Annotated in this window: 16 protein-coding genes; 6 read left to right on the top strand and 10 right to left on the bottom strand. The window is 73.1% G+C overall.

Features of this window, described 5'->3' with window-relative positions; all coding sequences use genetic code 11:
- Nucleotides 1–24: 24 nt before the first annotated feature.
- The 6 genes from AC29IT_RS21310 to AC29IT_RS21335 all read left to right on the top strand — a co-directional run bounded on the left by AC29IT_RS21310 (nucleotide 25) and on the right by AC29IT_RS21335 (nucleotide 6,132).
- On the top strand, nucleotides 25–1,329 hold the full coding sequence (locus AC29IT_RS21310; RefSeq protein WP_488219915.1) for a neutral zinc metallopeptidase: 1,305 nt from the start codon (nucleotides 25–27) through the stop codon (nucleotides 1,327–1,329).
- Nucleotides 1,330–1,891: 562 nt separating this feature from the next.
- Nucleotides 1,892–2,482, top strand: coding sequence for a cysteine dioxygenase (locus AC29IT_RS21315; protein WP_488219916.1), 591 nt, complete (start codon nucleotides 1,892–1,894; stop codon nucleotides 2,480–2,482).
- Nucleotides 2,479–2,934, top strand: coding sequence for a rhodanese-like domain-containing protein (locus tag AC29IT_RS21320; protein ID WP_358438869.1), 456 nt, complete (start codon nucleotides 2,479–2,481; stop codon nucleotides 2,932–2,934). Before AC29IT_RS21315 ends, AC29IT_RS21320 begins: the two co-directional genes overlap by 4 nt.
- Before the next feature lie 219 nt (nucleotides 2,935–3,153).
- Nucleotides 3,154–3,921 (top strand): ABC transporter ATP-binding protein, encoded by a 768-nt coding sequence (locus AC29IT_RS21325; protein WP_358438888.1) that lies wholly within the window; start codon nucleotides 3,154–3,156, stop codon nucleotides 3,919–3,921.
- A 143-nt stretch (nucleotides 3,922–4,064) separates the two neighbouring features.
- Complete coding sequence (locus tag AC29IT_RS21330) at nucleotides 4,065–4,847, top strand: enoyl-CoA hydratase/isomerase family protein (RefSeq protein WP_488219917.1); 783 nt, start codon at nucleotides 4,065–4,067, stop codon at nucleotides 4,845–4,847.
- Between the two features lie 106 nt (nucleotides 4,848–4,953).
- On the top strand, nucleotides 4,954–6,132 hold the full coding sequence (locus tag AC29IT_RS21335) for a THUMP-like domain-containing protein (protein WP_358438863.1): 1,179 nt from the start codon (nucleotides 4,954–4,956) through the stop codon (nucleotides 6,130–6,132).
- Here the strand turns inward: AC29IT_RS21335 and AC29IT_RS21340 are convergent, their stop codons facing one another.
- The 10 genes from AC29IT_RS21340 to nucS all read right to left on the bottom strand — a co-directional run bounded on the left by AC29IT_RS21340 (nucleotide 6,133) and on the right by nucS (nucleotide 16,795).
- A complete protein-coding gene (locus AC29IT_RS21340) occupies nucleotides 6,133–6,882 on the bottom strand; it encodes an alpha/beta hydrolase (protein ID WP_358438860.1) in 750 nt (249 codons plus the stop codon).
- Between the two features lie 49 nt (nucleotides 6,883–6,931).
- Nucleotides 6,932–7,249 (bottom strand): hypothetical protein, encoded by a 318-nt coding sequence (locus AC29IT_RS21345; RefSeq protein ID WP_358438858.1) that lies wholly within the window; start codon nucleotides 7,247–7,249, stop codon nucleotides 6,932–6,934.
- Nucleotides 7,250–7,281: 32 nt separating this feature from the next.
- Nucleotides 7,282–8,253, bottom strand: a complete 972-nt coding sequence (locus AC29IT_RS21350) for a DUF3558 family protein (RefSeq protein ID WP_488219918.1) — start codon at nucleotides 8,251–8,253, stop codon at nucleotides 7,282–7,284.
- A gap of 423 nt (nucleotides 8,254–8,676) precedes the next feature.
- Nucleotides 8,677–9,348 (bottom strand): dihydroxyacetone kinase phosphoryl donor subunit DhaM, encoded by a 672-nt coding sequence (gene dhaM, locus AC29IT_RS21355; protein ID WP_488219919.1) that lies wholly within the window; start codon nucleotides 9,346–9,348, stop codon nucleotides 8,677–8,679.
- A complete protein-coding gene (gene dhaL, locus AC29IT_RS21360; protein ID WP_488219920.1) occupies nucleotides 9,348–9,977 on the bottom strand; it encodes a dihydroxyacetone kinase subunit DhaL in 630 nt (209 codons plus the stop codon). Before dhaL ends, dhaM begins: the two co-directional genes overlap by 1 nt.
- 17 nt (nucleotides 9,978–9,994) lie before the next feature.
- Nucleotides 9,995–10,990 (bottom strand): dihydroxyacetone kinase subunit DhaK, encoded by a 996-nt coding sequence (dhaK, locus tag AC29IT_RS21365; RefSeq protein WP_488219921.1) that lies wholly within the window; start codon nucleotides 10,988–10,990, stop codon nucleotides 9,995–9,997.
- Between the two features lie 767 nt (nucleotides 10,991–11,757).
- Nucleotides 11,758–13,272 carry an aldehyde dehydrogenase family protein gene (locus tag AC29IT_RS21370; RefSeq protein ID WP_358438843.1) on the bottom strand — a complete coding sequence of 505 codons (1,515 nt, stop codon included), beginning with the start codon at nucleotides 13,270–13,272 and terminating at the stop codon, nucleotides 11,758–11,760.
- A 320-nt stretch (nucleotides 13,273–13,592) separates the two neighbouring features.
- The gene (locus AC29IT_RS21375; RefSeq protein WP_358438840.1) at nucleotides 13,593–13,859 is read right to left on the bottom strand and encodes a hypothetical protein; all 267 of its coding nucleotides are present in this window, start codon (nucleotides 13,857–13,859) and stop codon (nucleotides 13,593–13,595) included.
- Between the two features lie 13 nt (nucleotides 13,860–13,872).
- Nucleotides 13,873–15,555, bottom strand: a complete 1,683-nt coding sequence (locus AC29IT_RS21380) for a sodium:solute symporter family protein (RefSeq protein ID WP_488219922.1) — start codon at nucleotides 15,553–15,555, stop codon at nucleotides 13,873–13,875.
- A gap of 580 nt (nucleotides 15,556–16,135) precedes the next feature.
- Nucleotides 16,136–16,795, bottom strand: a complete 660-nt coding sequence (gene nucS, locus AC29IT_RS21385; RefSeq protein ID WP_358438834.1) for an endonuclease NucS — start codon at nucleotides 16,793–16,795, stop codon at nucleotides 16,136–16,138.
- Nucleotides 16,796–16,844: the final 49 nt, after the last annotated feature.

Here is a 16,844-nt window from a genome sequence, read left to right on the forward strand (position 1 = left end):
GATCCGGAGTGCGAAGCTGGCGGGGTGCGCATCCTCCCGTCCGCCGTGCTGGCCCTCGTCCTCGGGGTCGCGGGCTGTTCGCCCGCGGCGCCGCAGCCGCGGCCCGCGCCCGCCCGGGAACCGGCGAACCGGGCCGTCGACCCGGGATTCGTGCACGGCGCCGACGGGGGCGACGCGGACCGGCTCGCCGCCACCGTCATCACCGACGTGCGGGACTTCTGGACCGCGAACCTCCCCGCCGTGGCGGGGAAGGAGTGGCACGACCTGGACGGCGGCTACTTCTCGGTGGACACCGCGCGCGGCGATGGCCGCCCGCCGCCGTGCTCGGGCACCGTCGCGAACCTGGAGGGCAACGCCTACTACTGCGCCTCGGTGGACGCCATCGCCTGGGACCGCGCCGCCCTGCTGCCGGTGCTGCGCGACCACTACGGGGACGCGGCCGTCGCCGTCGTCCTCGCCCACGAACTCGGGCACGCGGTGCAGCAGCGCACCGGAGTGGACGTCGGCGCGGGCGGCGACGCGGCGCGCACCGAAGCGGGCGCGGACTGCTACGCCGGGTCGTTCCTGCGCGCCGCCGCCGACGGGCGCACCGCGCACCTGCGCGTCTCGCCGCAGGACCTGGACGGAGCGCTGCACGCGCTGATCGTGTTCCGCGACCCGATCGGCACCGACGCCTCCGCCGGGGACGCGCACGGCAGCTCCTTCGACCGGATCACCGCGTTCCAGGACGGCTACCGCAACGGGCCCGCCCGCTGCGCCGAACCCGACGTGGAACCCGCCCCCACCGGCGACGGACCCGACGGGCCCAACGCAGCGCTGCCCGCCACGATCGACCGGACCGCGAGCACGGCCCGCGAGTTCTTCGGCGCCCGCATCGCCGCCGCGGGCCGCGCCTGGACCCCGCCGGAGGTGCGCGCCGGGAGCTGCCCCGGCGACCCCGTCGGCTACTGCGCCGACCACGGCACCATCGGCTACGACCCGGCGCGGCTCGACGAGCTGCACCGCGACGTCGGCGACCAGGCCACCGCGACGCTGCTCGCCTCCCGGTACGCGCTCGCCGCGCTCGGCCCGCTCGGACTGCCCACGACCGGACCGGCCGCGGGGACGGCGATCAGCTGCCTCACCGGGGCCTACACCGCCGCCGAACGCGTGTCCGCGGGCGATCTGGACGAAGCCGTCGAATCGCTGCTGGTCACCGACGCGGTCTCCCGCGACGCCACCTCTCGCGACGCGGCCTCCCGCGACGCCGACGGCGGGCGGCTCACCGGCGCGCAGCGCGCCGACGCGTTCCGGGACGGGCTGCTGCACGGCCCGGACCGCTGCGGCTGAACGCCGGGCCGCCGGAACGACCGGGCACGGGGTCGGGGGCACCGGCGGACCGGAGCACCACGGTCCGGCCCCGACAGGCCGGAGCACCTGAATCGGGCACCGGCGGACCAGGGCACCCAGAATCCGGGCACCGGCGGACCAGGACACCGGCGGACCGGAACACCGAGATCGGGACACCGGGCTCGGGGACACCGGCCTCGCGGGCACGCGGATCGACGGCCCGGACCGATCGCAGCGGGTGATCACCGCGGCCGCACCGGCACCGCCCGGCCGGCGCCCACATCGTGAGAGGACTCGGCCGGGGTATGGCCGAGAACCCCGGTGACGTGCCACGATCCCGACGTGCCGGATTCGCTGCTGACTCGTGATCGCGTGATCGACCTGTTCCTGGTCGTCACTTCCGCCTGTCACTGACCGCAACTCCCCGTGGACCCGCTCGGGTCGACGGCGCGGCACCACCTGAACCCCGGACCCGCCCGCCCTGCCGCGGACGCACGCGGTCCGGCTCCCGCCGATCGGCCCGTTCCCGATTCAGCTCGCGAACGAAGGAACGGAAACACCCATGTCCGCACCCACGCACATCTCGCAGTACACCCCCACCGAGGAGATCCCCGAACTCGGCGCGTTCGAGCTGCACCCCGCGCTCGACCTGCCGCTGCTGCGGGACTGGATCCGGCCGGACCACGACCTGTGGACGCCGAAGGAGCTGCGCGACCTCACCACGCTGGCCATCACCGAGCTCACCGGCTCGCTGCTGGACCTCGTCGAAGTGCACGACGAGGAGCGCTGGTGGGCACGGCTCGGCCTCACCGCGGGCGTCGAGCTGTGGCTGCTGTCCTGGGCGCCCGGCCAGGGCACCCACCCGCACGACCACGGCGGCGCGTCCGGCTCGTTCGCCGTGCTGTTCGGCGAGGTCCGCGAGGACTACCGCTACCCGTCCGGCCCGATCCGCACCGCGCAGCACGGCACCGGCGCCTCCATCGGCTTCGGCGCGGGCCGCGCGCACCAGGTGCGCAACACCGGCGCGGTGAACGCGGCGAGCGTGCACGCCTACTCGCCGCCGCTGCTGCCGGTGCGGCACTACTCCGACCTGGCCGACGTGCCGCCCGTCGCGCCGCAGCCGGCGGGCCCGATCCGGACGGCAACCCGATGAGCGAGGTCACCGTGCCCCAGCAACGCACCCACCCCGACGACGCCCCCGGCTTCGGCCCGTACGGCATCGAGCACCTGCTCGGCGACGCCCGCGGCGAACTGGACCGGGTCGACCCGCAGCGGGCGGCGGAGCTCCAGCGCGACGGCGCCCTGCTGATCGACATCCGCCCGCAGGCGAACCGGCTCGCCGAAGGCGAGATCCCCGGCGCGCTCACCGTGGAACGCATCGTCCTGGAATGGCGGCTGGACCCGTCCAGCCCGCACCGGCTCGACGGCCTGCGCGTCGACCAGCCGGTGATCCTGGTCTGCAACGAGGGCTACGCGTCCAGCCTCGCCGCCGCGCAGGCCCGCGAGCTCGGCCTCGGCCGGGCCACCGACCTGGTCGGCGGTTTCCGGGCCTGGGCGGCCGCCGGGCTGCCCGTCGTCGAAGGCGGCCGCGCACCCGTCGGCTGAGCACCCTGGTGAACGGACCGTTCGCCCGATCCCGCGGGACGAACGGTCCGTTCGCGCGGCCGCAGGTCGGCCCCGCCGCAAGCGCGTGGTGCGGGACCGGAAGAATGAGGTCCCGGAGGGGATCCGCCGGTGATCGCAGGCGGTCCGAACGCGCCCGGAACCGTGCGCAGAGCGGCCGGCAACGGCTGGGAGGTGGACGTGGACGACCTGGTCATCCGGATGGACGGTGTCGGAGTCCGGCGCGGCGGGAACGCGCTGCTGTCCGACGTGAACTGGTCGGTGGAACTCGACGAGCGCTGGGTGGTGCTCGGCCCGAACGGCGCGGGCAAGACCACGCTGCTCCGGCTCGCCGCCGCCGAACTGCACCCGTCGGACGGCACCGTGGACGTGCTCGGCGAACGCATGGGCCGCGTCAACGTCTTCGAGCTGCGCCCGCGCATCGGCCTCACCTCGGCCTCGCTCGGCTCCCGCGTGCCCGGCGACGAGCTCGTGCGGGACGTCGTCGTCAGCGCCGGCTACTCGGTCCTCGGCCGGTGGCGCGAGGAGTACGACGACATGGACACCGACCGGGCCGCGGAACTGCTGGAGCTGCTCGGCGTCGCGCACCTCGCGGACCGCGCGTTCGGCACCCTGTCCGACGGGGAGCGCAAGCGCACCCTGATCTCCCGCGCGCTGATGACCGACCCGGAGCTGCTGCTGCTGGACGAACCGGCCGCCGGGCTGGACCTCGGGGGCCGCGAAGACCTGGTGGCGCGGCTGTCCGCACTCGCCCTCGACCCCGACGCGCCCGCTTCGGTGCTGGTCACCCACCACGTCGAGGAGATCCCGCCCGGGTTCACCCACGGGCTGCTGCTGCGCGACGGCATGATCGTGGCGCAGGGGATGCTGGACGACGTGCTCACCGAGGACAACCTGGCGAAGACCTTCGACCAGGACCTGGAGCTGCAGCGCAGCGGCGACCGCTTCTTCGCCCGCAGGCGCGCCTGACCGCACCCGCGAACCGGGCCCCGCTCCCAGCCGGAGCGGGGCCCGTCGCATCTCGGGCCCGCCGTGAGATCAGCGCCACTGACGGTGCCCGCCGCGCGGGATAACCTGCGGGCAAGCAGCGGTTTCGACGAGGAGGTTGCGGCGTGGGCGAGTTCGTCAGGCTCGAAGTGGAAGGCGGCATCGGCACGATCCGGCTGGACCGGCCGCCGATGAACGCGCTGAACCGGCAGATCGAGCAGGAGCTGAAGGACGTGGCCGCCGAGGCCGCCGCGCACCCCGACGTGCGCGCGGTGATCGTCTACGGCGGGGAGAAGGTCCTCGCCGCGGGTGCCGACATCAAGGAGATGGCCGCCATGTCCTACGCGGACATGGCGGGCAAGGAGGCCGACGGCCTGTCCGCGGCGATGAGCGCCGTCGCCGCCATCCCGAAACCGACCGTCGCCGCCATCACCGGCTACGCCCTCGGCGGCGGGTTCGAACTGGCGCTGAGCTGCGACCGGCGCATCGCGGGCGAGGGCGCGAAGGTCGGCCAGCCGGAGATCCTGCTCGGCGTCATCCCCGGCGCAGGCGGCACCCAGCGGCTCGCCCGCCTCGTCGGCCCGAGCAAGGCGAAGGACATCATCTTCTCCGGCCGGTTCGTGAAGGCACCCGAAGCGCTCGAACTCGGTCTCGTCGACGAGGTCGTCCCGGGCGACGAGGTGTACGCGGCCGCGCGGAAGTGGGCCGAGCAGTTCGCGAACGGCCCGGTGCACGCGCTCGCCGCCGCCAAGGCCGCCATCGACGGCGGCCTCGACGTGGACCTGGCCAGCGGGCTGCGGCTGGAGACGCAGATCTTCGCCGGTCTGTTCGCCACCGAGGACCAGAAGATCGGCATGCGCTCGTTCGTCGAGAACGGGCCGGGCAAGGCCGAGTTCACCGGCCGCTGATCGGCACACCCCCGTCGCACGCCCCGCTCGCCCTCCCCGGCGGGCGGGGCGTTCGCGCGGACTAGAGTGCTGCGCGTCCGAGCAGCGCGTGGCAGGGAGATCCGGAGTGGCGTACGCCTTCGACCTGGACGACGTGGCGTTCCTGCGCTCCCCCGCCGGGGTCGAGGCCGTCGCCGCGCTGTCCGGGCGGCCGCTGACCACCGGCTCCCGGCTCGCCGACGTCGCCGCCGCCCGCGCCGCCGCGGGCCCGCGGTTCGCGGCCGCCGCGCTGGAGACCGCGGTGCTGCGCGGCAAGGCCGCGGCGAAGCTCGACGGCACCGCGGACTGGTTGTTCACCGGCGACGCGCTGCAGCAGGCCACCACCACCGCCGTCGCCCGGCACCGCGCCCGCCGCCTCGCCGGGCGGGACGTGCACGACGTGACCTGCTCGATCGGCGCGGACCTGCGGGAGATCGCCCGCGTCGCCGACCGCTGCCTCGGTTCCGACCTCGACGAGGTGCGGCTCGCGATGGCCCGGCACAACCTCGCCGCCGACGGAACCCCCGCCGGATTCGTGCGCGCCGACGCGCTGCGCCCCACCAGCACCGGCACCGCGATCACCGCGGACCCGGCGCGCCGCGACGGCAGCGGGCGCCGCCGCTGGAACCCCGCCGACCTGGTGCCGCCGCTCGACGAACTGCTCGACGTCCACTCCGGACGCGACCTCGTCGTGAAGTGCGCGCCCGGCCTGGACTTCGACGCCGTGCCCGCGCACGCCGAAGTGGAGATCGTGTCGCTCGCCGGGCAGGTGCGGGAAGCCGCGGTGTGGCTCGGCGGGCTCGCCGACCCCGACGTGCGGCGGCGCGCCACCGTGCTGCGCGCCGACGGCACCCGCGACGAGCTCACCGACCGCGAACCGGACGACTGCCCCACCCGCGACGCCGGGCCGTGGCTCGTCGACCCGGACGGGGCGGTGGTGCGCGCCGGACTGGTGCGGCACTACGCGGCGCGGCACGGGCTCGGGCAGCTCGACCCGCGCATCGCCTACCTCACCGGGGACGCGCCGCCGCCCGGCATCCGCGCGTTCCGGGTCCTCGACCACGGCAAGTACTCCGAGAAGGCGCTGCGGGCGCTGCTGCGCGCGCACGACGTCGGACGGCTGGAGATCATGACCCGCGGGGTGGACGTCGATCCGGACGCGCTGCGGCGCAGGCTCAAACCGCGCGGCGGCGCCGAAGCCACCGCGGTGCTCACCCGGGTCGGCAGCACCCCGCACGCCTACCTGTGCCGCGCGGAACGCACCTGATCACTGCCCGACGATGGTGACCTGGCGCGTCTCGTGCGGACCGTCCCAGGTGCGGGGCAGCGGCGTGGTGACCTCCGGCGCGACGATGTCCACGATCGCGTCCAGCGCCGCCTCCGCCTTGCCCACCCACAGGTGCTTGGTGTCGTCGAACCCGTGCACCCGGGCCTGCGGGATCGCGGCGAACCGCTCCCGCGCCTCCGGCGGGCGCAGGTAGTCGTCGAACTCCGGCACCAGCGCGTGCACCGGCTTCCCGGAGTCGCCCCAGGCCCGCAGGTCGTCCTCGGTGCTCCAGCGCAGCGGCGGCGAGATCAGGATCGCGCCGCGCACCAGCGGATCCAGCCCGTGCACCAAGGTCAGGTCGGTGCCGAACGACCAGCCGACCAGCCACACGTCCGGCAGGTCGTGGAACTCGGCGTACTCCAGGGCGGCGGCCACGTCGAACCGCTCCGCACCACCCGAGTCGAACTCGCCCTCGCTGCGGCCCGCCTCGCTGGCCGTGCCCCGCGTGTTGAACCGCAGCACCGCCAGGTCGGCCAGCGCGGGCAGCCGGAACGCCGCCTTGCGGAACAGGTGCGAATCCATCATGCCGCCGTGCGTGGGCAGCGGGTGCAGGCACACCAGGGTGGCCCGCGGCGCGCCGCTCTCCGGCAGCGCCAGCTCACCGATCAACCGCAGCTCGTCCGCGGTGTGCAAGGTGATCTGCTCCCGCTTCGCGGGCAGCGCGGTGTTGGCGCGGATCTCGGTGCTCATCCCCGCGATCCTCCCACGCGAGCCGGGTGCGATCGCTGTGAGCTTCCAGTCAGGACCAGCGCCGCGTCGGGCCCCGCCGGGCCCTCGCCTGCCAGCAGGAGCTGTGCCAATGCCTGCGGTCCGCCACATCGCCCTGCTCGTCCGCGGGCCACGCCACGACGTGCCCCACGCCCGGCCGCACCTCGTGGTCGCAGCCGGGGCAGCGGTAGGTCTTGGTGGCCTGCGCCGCGGGCACCGTGCGCACCACCCACTCGCCGTCCGGGCCTTCCTCCACCCTGGACCAGCCGAAACCGGCGCCCAGCGGGCGCGGGGACGAACTCCCCCGCTGGCCACCGGTGGGACGTTGTTGGCGGTTGCGGCGCGGCACGCCCCACACCGTAACCGCCCGCGCCGCAGGCGTTAGACCGGCGGCAGCGCCGGCCAAGCGCGCTCCGCGAGCCCCCGCGCGAACTCGCAGGCGTCCAGCCCGTCGCCGTCCGGGTAGGCGACGACGAGCATCGCCACCTCCACCTGATCGGCGCCGGGCGGACCGAACGGGACGTGCCCCGTCTCCGCCGAGCACAGCGGCGTCGACGGGTCGCCACCGACGACGCTCGTCACGGTGCGGCGACCCGCGATCTGCTCCTCCACCGCCGTGCCGTGCAGCACCTCCGGCGGAGCACCGGCCGTGTGCACCAGCTGCACCCGCGGCGCCGTCGCGTCGTCCGGGCCCCACTGGCAGCGGTGGCCGCCCGGCGCCGCCACCGGTTCGGCCTCCTCCAACCCCGGAACCTGCCGCACCACGTCGGTCGGCAGCACCCGGCACGGATCGAGCAGCGCCAGCGAATTCGGCGGGTACGCGCGGTGTTCGACCCGGTGCTCGCGGAGCGCGGTCGCGGCCTGCTCCGCCCCCGCCTGCGCCATCCCGCACAGCTCGACGCCCGGGCCACCGGCGAGCTGGTCGGCGCTCACCAGCACCGACCGGTCCCCCAGCAGCACCCGCCGGGTGCAGTGGCCCGGCAGCGGCGCCTCCTGCGCGATGCGCGGCTCCGCCTCGCCCACCACCGGATCGGACCGGCCGGGAGGTTCGGGGGCGAGCTCGCCGACCTTCACCTGCGCGAAGGCACCGTCGTTCGTGCGCACCCGCAGCAGGCAGTAGTCCAACGACACGGTCCCCGCATCGCGCACCTCGCCGAAGCGCGCCAGCGCGGCGTCCTCGACCAGCGAACACGGGTCGACGGTGCGGGGATCACCGAGCGCCGCCGCGCGGTCCGCCGCATCGCGATCCGACGCGGGAGCGGGCGACCGCTGCGCGCCTGCGCTGCATCCCGCGGCCAGCACCAGCGACAGCAGCAACACCGGCAGGCCTCGGAACCACGAACGAGACGGCATCGCCTCACCCTAACCGGCCGCCCCACCGCGCCCGCGGCTTCGGGGTCTGGTGGACCCTCGGCTGCTTCCTCCCCCGAGGAATCATCGTCACGACCGTCTCCGCCACCGGAGAGACCACCGCCCGCACGAGGAAGCAGCCGGGAACCCGCGGGTGGTCCTGTCGCTCAGGTGGCCGCCGCACAGCGCCCCGCACCGACAAGACCCCACTGCTCGTAGTCCTCGTGCGGCTCATGCCGTGTCCTGTCAGCGGCGAAGCCGCTGAGCGGAGACCACCAGAGCAACTCGCACCGCCGCGGGTTCTCAGCGGTTCCCTCGCGAGGACAGCGATTTCACGTGTGGCGGAGCCACTCGAGAAATCGATCCCGCAGCGAGGGGACCGCTGAGGTTCCGCCACCCGCCCCGAAAAGCAGAACGAGCCAAGCCTCAATCGCCGAAGTTGGTGCTCACCAGGTCTTGGATCCTGCGCATCGCTTCACCCGCATCGGGGCCCGCGGCGACGAGGGTGACCCGGTCGCCCTTGCGGGCGCCGAGGCCCATCAGGCCCAGCACGCTCGCCGCGTCGGCCTCCGCGTCGCCGAGCCGCACCCGCACGTCCGCCTGCAGCCCGGTGAGGCTGCGGGCCAGCAGCGCGGCCGGACGGGCGTGCAACCCGACCTCGTTGTGCAGCTCCAGCTCCTCGGTGATCGTCTCCCCGGCGGGGGCGGGCTGCTCGATGTCGGACCCGACCCCGGCGGCGACCGCGGCGCGCGCCACCGCGTCCAGGTCCTTGCCGCCCTGCGCCTCGACCGCGGCGGCCACCGCGCCCTCCACCAGCGGCGCGTCCGCGACGATCGCCGTGTCCGGGTCGCCGAGCGATTCCACCGCGAGCTCCGCCGTCATCTGCGCGCTGCCCAGGTCGTAGAGCAGCACCACGCCCGAGCCGGAGTCGGCGTCGGACAGCGCGGCCGACACCTTGTCGAAGTCGGTGCCCAGATCACCCCCGGCCAGCCCGCCCGCGGGCACCACCGCCACCTCCGGCGCCATCTGCGCGGCGAGCTCGGCGACTCCCGCGGCGAGCCGCTCGCTGTGCGACACGATGACCAGACCGACACCCATCACGACCTCGATTCGGCGAACGCGGACAACAGCAGTGCGGTCGAGCGCGCGCCGGGATCCACATGCCCCGCGCTGCGCTCTCCCAGGTAGGACGCCCGGCCCTTGCGGGCGACGAGCGGTTCGGTGGACGCCGCCCCGGTGTGCGCGGCGGCCGCGGCCACCGCCAGCACCCGTTCCGAGCCGGCCCCTTCGGCGGCGGCGGCCGTCGCCGCGTCGACCGCGGGGATCAGCGCGTCCACCATCGTCTTGTCCCCCGGTTCGGCCTTGCCGCGGGCCACCACGCCCTCCAGACCGGCCTGCAACGCCGACACGAGCGCCATCTCGTCCAGCTCGGCCGCGTCGCCCACCGCCGAGGCCGCCCGCAGGAACGCCGTGCCGTACAGCGGGCCGGACGCCCCGCCGACGGTGGAGATCAACGTGGTGGCGACCTGCTTGAGCACCGCCCCCGGCGTCTCCGGCGCCGCCGTGTCCAGCTTCGACACGACCGCGCGGAACCCGCGGTCCATGTTCTCGCCGTGGTCCGCGTCGCCGATCACCCGGTCCAGCTCCACCAGCTCGTCCCGGTGTTCGGCGACCACCGCCGCGCCCGCCCGCAGTGCGGCGATCACGTCCTGTGCCGTGCAACCCATCAGTTCACCCGTCCTCGTCACCAGTGCAGTGCAGCCGTGCGCACCGGGTCGTCCCACAGTTCGGTGAGCTCGTCGTCCAGCTTCAGCAACGTCAGGCTCATGCCCTGCATGTCCAGGCTCGTCGTGTACGGGCCGACCAGCCTGCGGCGCACCCGCACGCCCCGTTCCGCCAGCAGCCGCTCCGCGACGCCGTGCGCCAGGTACAGCTCGATCAGCGGCGTCGTGCCCATCGAGTTCGTGAACAGCAGCACCTCGTCGCCCGCCTCGAACGGCAGGTCCGCCAAGATCGGCTCCAGCAGCCTCGCGACCAGGCCGTCGGCGTTCTCCAGCGGGATGCGTTCCCGGCCCGGCTCCCCGTGGATGCCGATGCCGATCTCCACCTCGTCGTCGGCGAGCGTGAAGCTCGGCGTGCCCGCGTGCGGGACCGTCGGACCGGTCAACGCCACGCCCATCGACCGCACCCGGCCCACCACGCGCCGGGCGATCGCCTCGCACCCGGCCAGGTCCACGCCGCGTTCCACCGCCGCGCCGACGATCTTCTCCACCAGCACGGTGCCGCCCACGCCGCGCCGGCCCGCGGTGTGCGTCGAGTCCTTCACCGCCACGTCGTCGTCGACGATCACCGCGCGGACATCGGTGCCCTCCAGGCCCGCGAGCTCCGCCGCCGTCTCGAAGTTCAGCACGTCGCCCGTGTAGTTCTTCACCAGCAGCAGCGCGCCCGCGCCCGCCTCCGCCTCGGCGATCGCCGCCTGCACCGCGTCCGGCGTCGGCGAGGTGAACACCGCGCCCGGCACGGCCGCCGTGAGCATGCCCGGGCCGACGAACCCGCCGTGCAGCGGCTCGTGGCCCGAACCTCCGCCGGAGATCAACGCGACCCGGCCCGCCTGCGGCGCGTCCGCGCGCACGATCAACGCCGGGCCGGTGCGCACCCGCAGCAGATCCGGGTGCGCGGCGGCCATACCGCGCAGCGCATCGCCGACCACCGCCGCCGGATCGTTGATGATCTTCTTCACCGTTGGTCTCCTCGCCGCCGGATCGCGACCGCGGCGCCGCTTGGCCGACGACCGGTCTCGCTGGAACGTTCGGGCGACCCGACCGGATGCGCCCGGAGCAGCCGCCTCCGCACAATCCTCACCCCCACCGGGGCCGCGCGGCACCTCTCGGCCCGCCCGCGGCGCGCAGTCGATCACCCGAGCGGGCAGGTTACGCGGCGTGCCCCCGCAGCACACCGACCACCGCCGGTGCGGACGAGGGAACTCCGCCGTCGCGAAACGAGCGGAAAGGAACCTTCCGGTCACGGGAACCGCCCGGCCCCGGTGCGAGGAAGGGACCCTTTCGGTCACGGACGACGTCCAGGGAACCTTCCTGCCACCCGCGCGAGCAAGGGAACCTTCCGGTCACGGACGAGGTGGGGCCGCTGCTGCGCGCGAGCAAGGGAACCTTCCGGTCACGGCGGAGCACGGACCTCGACGCCCGCAGCGGCCACGGCGGAAGGCACCCACCGGTGCGAGGAAGGGAACCTTCCGGTCACCGCTGCGCAGAAGGGAACCTTCCTGTCACGGACGAGGTGGGCGAACCTTCGTGCCCACCCGTGCGGGCAAGGGAACCTTCCGGTCACCGCTGCGCAGAGGGGAACCTTCCGGTCACTGGTACGAGGAAGGGAACCTTCCGGTCAGCTGAGCGCGCAGCGGTGCCGTCGGGCCTGGTCAGTCCGGATCGTCCGGCGCGGCAAGGAGACCTCCCGGTCACCACGCGGTGACCGGAAGGCGCCCTCGTCCGGTCAGCGCCCGCGGGTGAGGCGGATCAGCCGCACGACCGCGCGCACCGTGCCCTTGGAGCGGGCGAAGGTCATCGGGTTCAGCGGGATGCGGAACTTGGTGCGGGTCATCGACTGCGGCCGGGCGAACTCGCGCAGTCCGTCCTCGCCGTGGATGCGCCCGAACCCGGAGTCACCGACGCCGCCGAACGGCAGCGCGGGCACCGCGGCGAACGCGATGACCGAGTTGACCGCGACCATCCCGGCCCGCAGCTTCCGCCCGAGCTCGACCCCGCGGGAGCGCGAGAAGACGGTCCCGCCGAGGCCGTAGTCGCCCTGGTTGGCGAGCTCGACGCCTTCGTCCGCGTCGCGCACGCGTTCCACCACGAGGGTGGGGCCGAAGGTCTCGTCGACCGCCGCCGCGGAGCCGGCCGGGACGTCGACGAGCACCACCGGTTCGACGAACGGGGGCCGCACCGAGTCCTTGCCGCCGACGACGGCCCGCGCTCCCCCGTCGAGCGCCTCGTCGACGTGCCTGCGGATCACCTCGACCTGGGAGGGCATGGTGATCGGCCCGAGGTCGGCGCCGGGCTCCCCGCCCGGCCGGAGCTTCTTGGCGCGTTCGGCGACGAGTTCGAGGAACCGGTCTGCGACCGCCTCCACCACGAACACCCGCTCCACGCCGATGCAGGTCTGCCCGGCGTTGGACATGCCGCCCCAGACGGCGGCTTCGGCGGCGGCCTTGAGGTCGGCGTCGGAGTCGACGATGAGCGCGTCCTTGCCGCCGCACTCGACCAGCACCGGGGTCAGCGTCTCCGAACAGGCCGCCATCACGCGCTTGCCGGTGGCGGTGGAGCCGGTGAACGCCACCTTGTCCACGCCGGAGGCGCACAGCGCGGCACCGGTGTCGCCGAAGCCGGTGGTGAGGGCGAGCACGGGGTGCTCGGGTACGACCTCGGCGAAGCTGTCCACCAGCCAGCGGCCGACGCCGGGGGTGAGTTCGCTGGGCTTGAACACCACCGAGTTGCCCGCCGCGAGCGCGTAGGCGATCGATCCCATCGGTGTGAACGCCGGGTAGTTCCACGGGCCGATGACGCCGACGACGCCGAACGGCACGTATTCGACGGTGGCGGCCTGGTTGGCCATCAGCACGCCGGAGCCGACCTTGCGGCGCCGCAGCACCTTCTCGGCCTTGTTCGCCGCCCAGTGCAGGTGGTCGATCACCAGCACCAGTTCGAGCCGGGCGTCGTCGAGCGGTTTGCCGGTCTCGGAACAGATCACCCCGGCGAGCTCGTCGATGCCGCGCACCAGCAGCGCGCGCCACTGGTCGAGTCGTTTCTTCCGCTCCGCGAAGCCGAGTTCCGCCCACCACCGCCCGGCGACCCGGGCGGATTCGACGATCTCGTTGACCTCGGTGGCGTCGTGCAGCGGGTACCGGCCCACGACTTCGCCGGTACGCGGGTCGAGCGAGTCGAACGTGGTCTGCGCTGAGCTCGCTGCGGCCATCGGCTCGGCCTCGCCGCTGGCGGTCCGGGTCATGTGCTGCCTCCCACCGTGTCAATGGTCGTTGTGAATCGGCAGCCTACGGAAATCCCGCGCTCAGCGGCAGGTTCTGCGGACGAATGCCGGGTTCGCATGTGAACGGCGCGAAGTCCTGGCCCGGCCGGACGGTCGCCCCGACCCGCCGCCGGTCCGCCGCGCACCGGCGGTGCGGCAGGGGCTCGGCAGGGCGCGGAACCGGGCCGCGCCGCCCGGCCGGGGCGTGCGAAAGCGGCGCCGCCGACCAGGCCGAAGGCCGTGGGTCGACGACGCCGCGTGCGGGCGGTGCTCCGGCCGGAGAAAGGGCCGGAGCGTCCCGGTCAGTGCTCGGTCGCGGGTTCCTCCGCGACGTCCGCGGGCACCACGATGGGCCGCAACCGGACCCACAGGGCGAACAGGACGGCGAACACGAGCATGCCGACCCCGCTCCAGAGGTTGATGTTCATGCCCGCGGCCTTCGCCACGTCTTCGGGGCTCGCGGTGGCCCCGAGCACGGTGAGCACCAAGCCGTACAGGAAGAACAGCACGGCGATGATCAATCGGATGTCGAAGGCGCCCGCGGTGCGCTTGCTTGTCTCAGTGGCCATGGGGTTCCTCCGGTCAGCCGAAGACGATGTTGAGCACGATGGTGATCACCAGGACGATGCCCGCCATCAGGCCGGGCTTGCGGTACCAGCCCGCGTCCTCGCCCGAAGTGGAGGCCTGCAGCTTGGTGCGCGGCGTGAGCGAGTACACCAGGCCGACCAGTTCCGCTTCCGGCTTCGGCCGCGTCACCAGGCTGACCACCACGCTGACCACGATGTCGACCACGAACGCGGCACCGGCGCCGACGAAGCTCGCGCCCTGGCCCGGCAGGTCCAGCACGCCGACCTCGGAGAGGCCGAACACCGCGATGGCGGAGACGGTACCCAGCACCAGACCGAGCCAACCGGCGGTCGGGGTCATCCGCTTCCAGAACATGCCGAGGATGAACGTGGCGAACAGCGGCGCGTTGAAGAACGAGAACAGCTGCTGCAGGTAGTCCATCAGGTTGGAGTACCCGGAGGCGATGAACGCGGTGCCGACGGCGATCACGGTGGCGCCGACGGTGACCCAGCGGCCCATCTTCAGGTAGTACTGGTCCGGCCGGTCCTTGGCGATGTACGCCTGCCAGATGTCGTAGGTGAACACCGTGTTGAACGAGCTCAGGTTCGCCGCCATGCCGGCCATGAACGAGGCGAGCAGACCGGCCAGCGCCACGCCGAGGATGCCGTTGGGCAGCAGGTCGCGCATCAGCAGCAGGATCGCGTCGTTGTAGTCCACGCTGCCGGTCTCGGTCGCCTTGTAGGCGACGAGCTCCTGCACCGCGACGCCCGCGATCATGCCGGGGATGATGACGATGAACGGGATCAGCAGCTTGGGGAAGGCGCCGATGATCGGCGTGCGCTGGGCCGCGGACATGCTCTTGGACGCCATCGCCCGCTGCACCTCGACGAAGTTCGTCGTCCAGTAGCCGAAGGCGAGCACGAAGCCGAGGCCGAACACGATGCCCAGCACGCTCAGGAAGCTGTTGGTGAAGCCGGTGAGCTCGGTGCCCGGCCACGCCGAGAGCTGCTCGGCCCCGCCGGGGCTGGCGCTGATCTTCTCGACCAGGCCGTCCCAGCCGCCGACCTTGTGCAGGCCGACCAGGGTCAGCGGCAGCAGCGCCGCGACGATCACGAAGAACTGCAGCACCTCGTTGTAGATCGCCGCCGACAGCCCGCCGAGCGCGGTGTAGGTGAGCACGATCGCGGCGGCCACCAGCACGGAGACCCACAGCGGCCAGCCCAGCAGCACGTTCACGATGCTGGCCAGCAGGTACAGGTTGACGCCCGCGATGAGCACCTGGGCGACGGCGAAGCTGATGCCGTTGACCAGGTGGGCCGGCTTCCCGAACCGCCGCAGCATGAATTCGGGGACGCTGCGGACCTTCGAGCCGTAGTAGAACGGCATCATCACGATGCCGAGGAACAGCATCGCGGGGACCGCACCGACCCAGAAGTAGTGCATGGTCGGCATGCCGTACTCGGCGCCGTTCGCCGACATGCCGATGATCTCGATCGCGCCCAGGTTCGCCGCGATGAAGGCCAACCCCGTCACCCACGCGGGCAAGGCACGCCCGGACAAGAAGAAGTCCAAGCTCGTGGAAACCGAGCGCCGGGCGAGATAGCCGATGCCGAGCACGAACGCGAAGTACAGCGCGAGCAGCACGTAGTCGACCGCGCTGGCATCGAGCCGCAACTCTTCTTGGGCTAGCACGTTCACGGCCACCCCACCTCCAGACCCAACAAAGTCCAACGATAATCACCACCCGATCGGCGGCAGACGGACACTACCGCACAGTGGGACCACTCACACTGGACCGATACCAATTCGTTGAGCGTCACCTTTCGGGGGTATCGACACTCCCCCGAGCAGCGGAAACATCACGGACAGTCAGCCGCCGGACCAGCGCTCGACAACCACCACGAACCGACGCCGATCCGACGCGGACGGTGAATCCACCACGCCCGCGCGGGCGCAGTCCACAGGAGACAACGGAAATCAACCCGAGTCGCCGACAGCACGTCCCGCCCCGGCCGGATCGCGCGCCCGCGCGCACCCCGGGGCGACGACACCACGGCGGGCGGTGCGCGCGGAGGCGCCGCCGGACCCCGCCGACCACGCCGACCACCTGACGCCGGCACGGCCGGGACCGATGGGACGGAGCTGCCGGGAAGAACCCGGAGGAACACGAAGGGCGCGGAACACCGGACTGATCATGACTCCAGTGTTCCGCGCCCGACCGCGGAAATCATCACTCAGCAGAGTGAACAAACGTTCGAACGGCGGTGGACGAGGCCGCTCAGAACAGCCGGAACTCGTCCGGCTCGATCCCGCGCAGCTGGTCGTAGTCCAAGGTCACGCAGCGGATGCCGCGGTCCTCGGCCAGCGTCCGCGCCTGCGGCTTGATCTGCTGCGCGGCGAACACGCCCGCCACCGGCGACAGCAGCGGATCCCGGTTCAACAGCTCCAGGTAGCGGGTCAGCTGCTCCACCCCGTCGATCTCGCCGCGGCGCTTGATCTCGACCGCGACGCTGGAGCCGTCCGAATCCCGGCACATCAGGTCGACCGGGCCGATCGCGGTGGGGAACTCGCGGCGCACCAGCGACCACCCGTCGCCGAGCGTCGTCACGTGCTCGGCGAGCAGCTGCTGCAGGTGCGCCTCCACCCCGTCCTTGACCAGGCCGGGTTCCGGACCGAGCTCGTGCTTGGAATCGTGCAGCACCTCTTCGAGGCTGATCACCAGCTTCTCGCCGGCCTTGTTCTGCACCGTCCACACGCCGGGATCCTCGATGAGCCAGCACGGCGGGCTCATCCAGTTCAACGGCTTGTAGGCGCGGTCGTCGGAGTGCACCGAGACCGAACCGTCCGCCTTCACCAGCAGCAGGCGCTGCGCCATGGGCAGATGCGCGGTGAGGCGGCCGACGTAATCGACCTTGCAGCGAGCGATGACAAGACGCACCCGGCACAGGGTACGGGCGGCGATCACGATGTCGAGCACCCATGCCGGT

It is taken from the genome of Saccharopolyspora sp. MMCC62, from assembly GCF_057736575.1.

Bases quoted from the DNA above. Each gene is read 5' to 3' on its own strand.
- AC29IT_RS21315 (WP_488219916.1), top strand. From the start codon at position 1,892: ATGTCCGCACCCACGCACATCTCGCAGTACACCCCCACCGAGGAGATC.
- AC29IT_RS21320 (WP_358438869.1), top strand. From the start codon at position 2,479: ATGAGCGAGGTCACCGTGCCCCAGCAACGCACCCACCCCGACGACGCC.
- AC29IT_RS21325 (WP_358438888.1), top strand. From the start codon at position 3,154: ATGGACGGTGTCGGAGTCCGGCGCGGCGGGAACGCGCTGCTGTCCGAC.
- AC29IT_RS21340 (WP_358438860.1), bottom strand. From the start codon at position 6,882: ATGAGCACCGAGATCCGCGCCAACACCGCGCTGCCCGCGAAGCGGGAG.
- AC29IT_RS21350 (WP_488219918.1), bottom strand. From the start codon at position 8,253: ATGCCGTCTCGTTCGTGGTTCCGAGGCCTGCCGGTGTTGCTGCTGTCG.
- dhaM (WP_488219919.1), bottom strand. From the start codon at position 9,348: ATGGGTGTCGGTCTGGTCATCGTGTCGCACAGCGAGCGGCTCGCCGCG.
- dhaL (WP_488219920.1), bottom strand. From the start codon at position 9,977: ATGGGTTGCACGGCACAGGACGTGATCGCCGCACTGCGGGCGGGCGCG.
- AC29IT_RS21370 (WP_358438843.1), bottom strand. From the start codon at position 13,272: ATGACCCGGACCGCCAGCGGCGAGGCCGAGCCGATGGCCGCAGCGAGC.
- AC29IT_RS21375 (WP_358438840.1), bottom strand. From the start codon at position 13,859: ATGGCCACTGAGACAAGCAAGCGCACCGCGGGCGCCTTCGACATCCGA.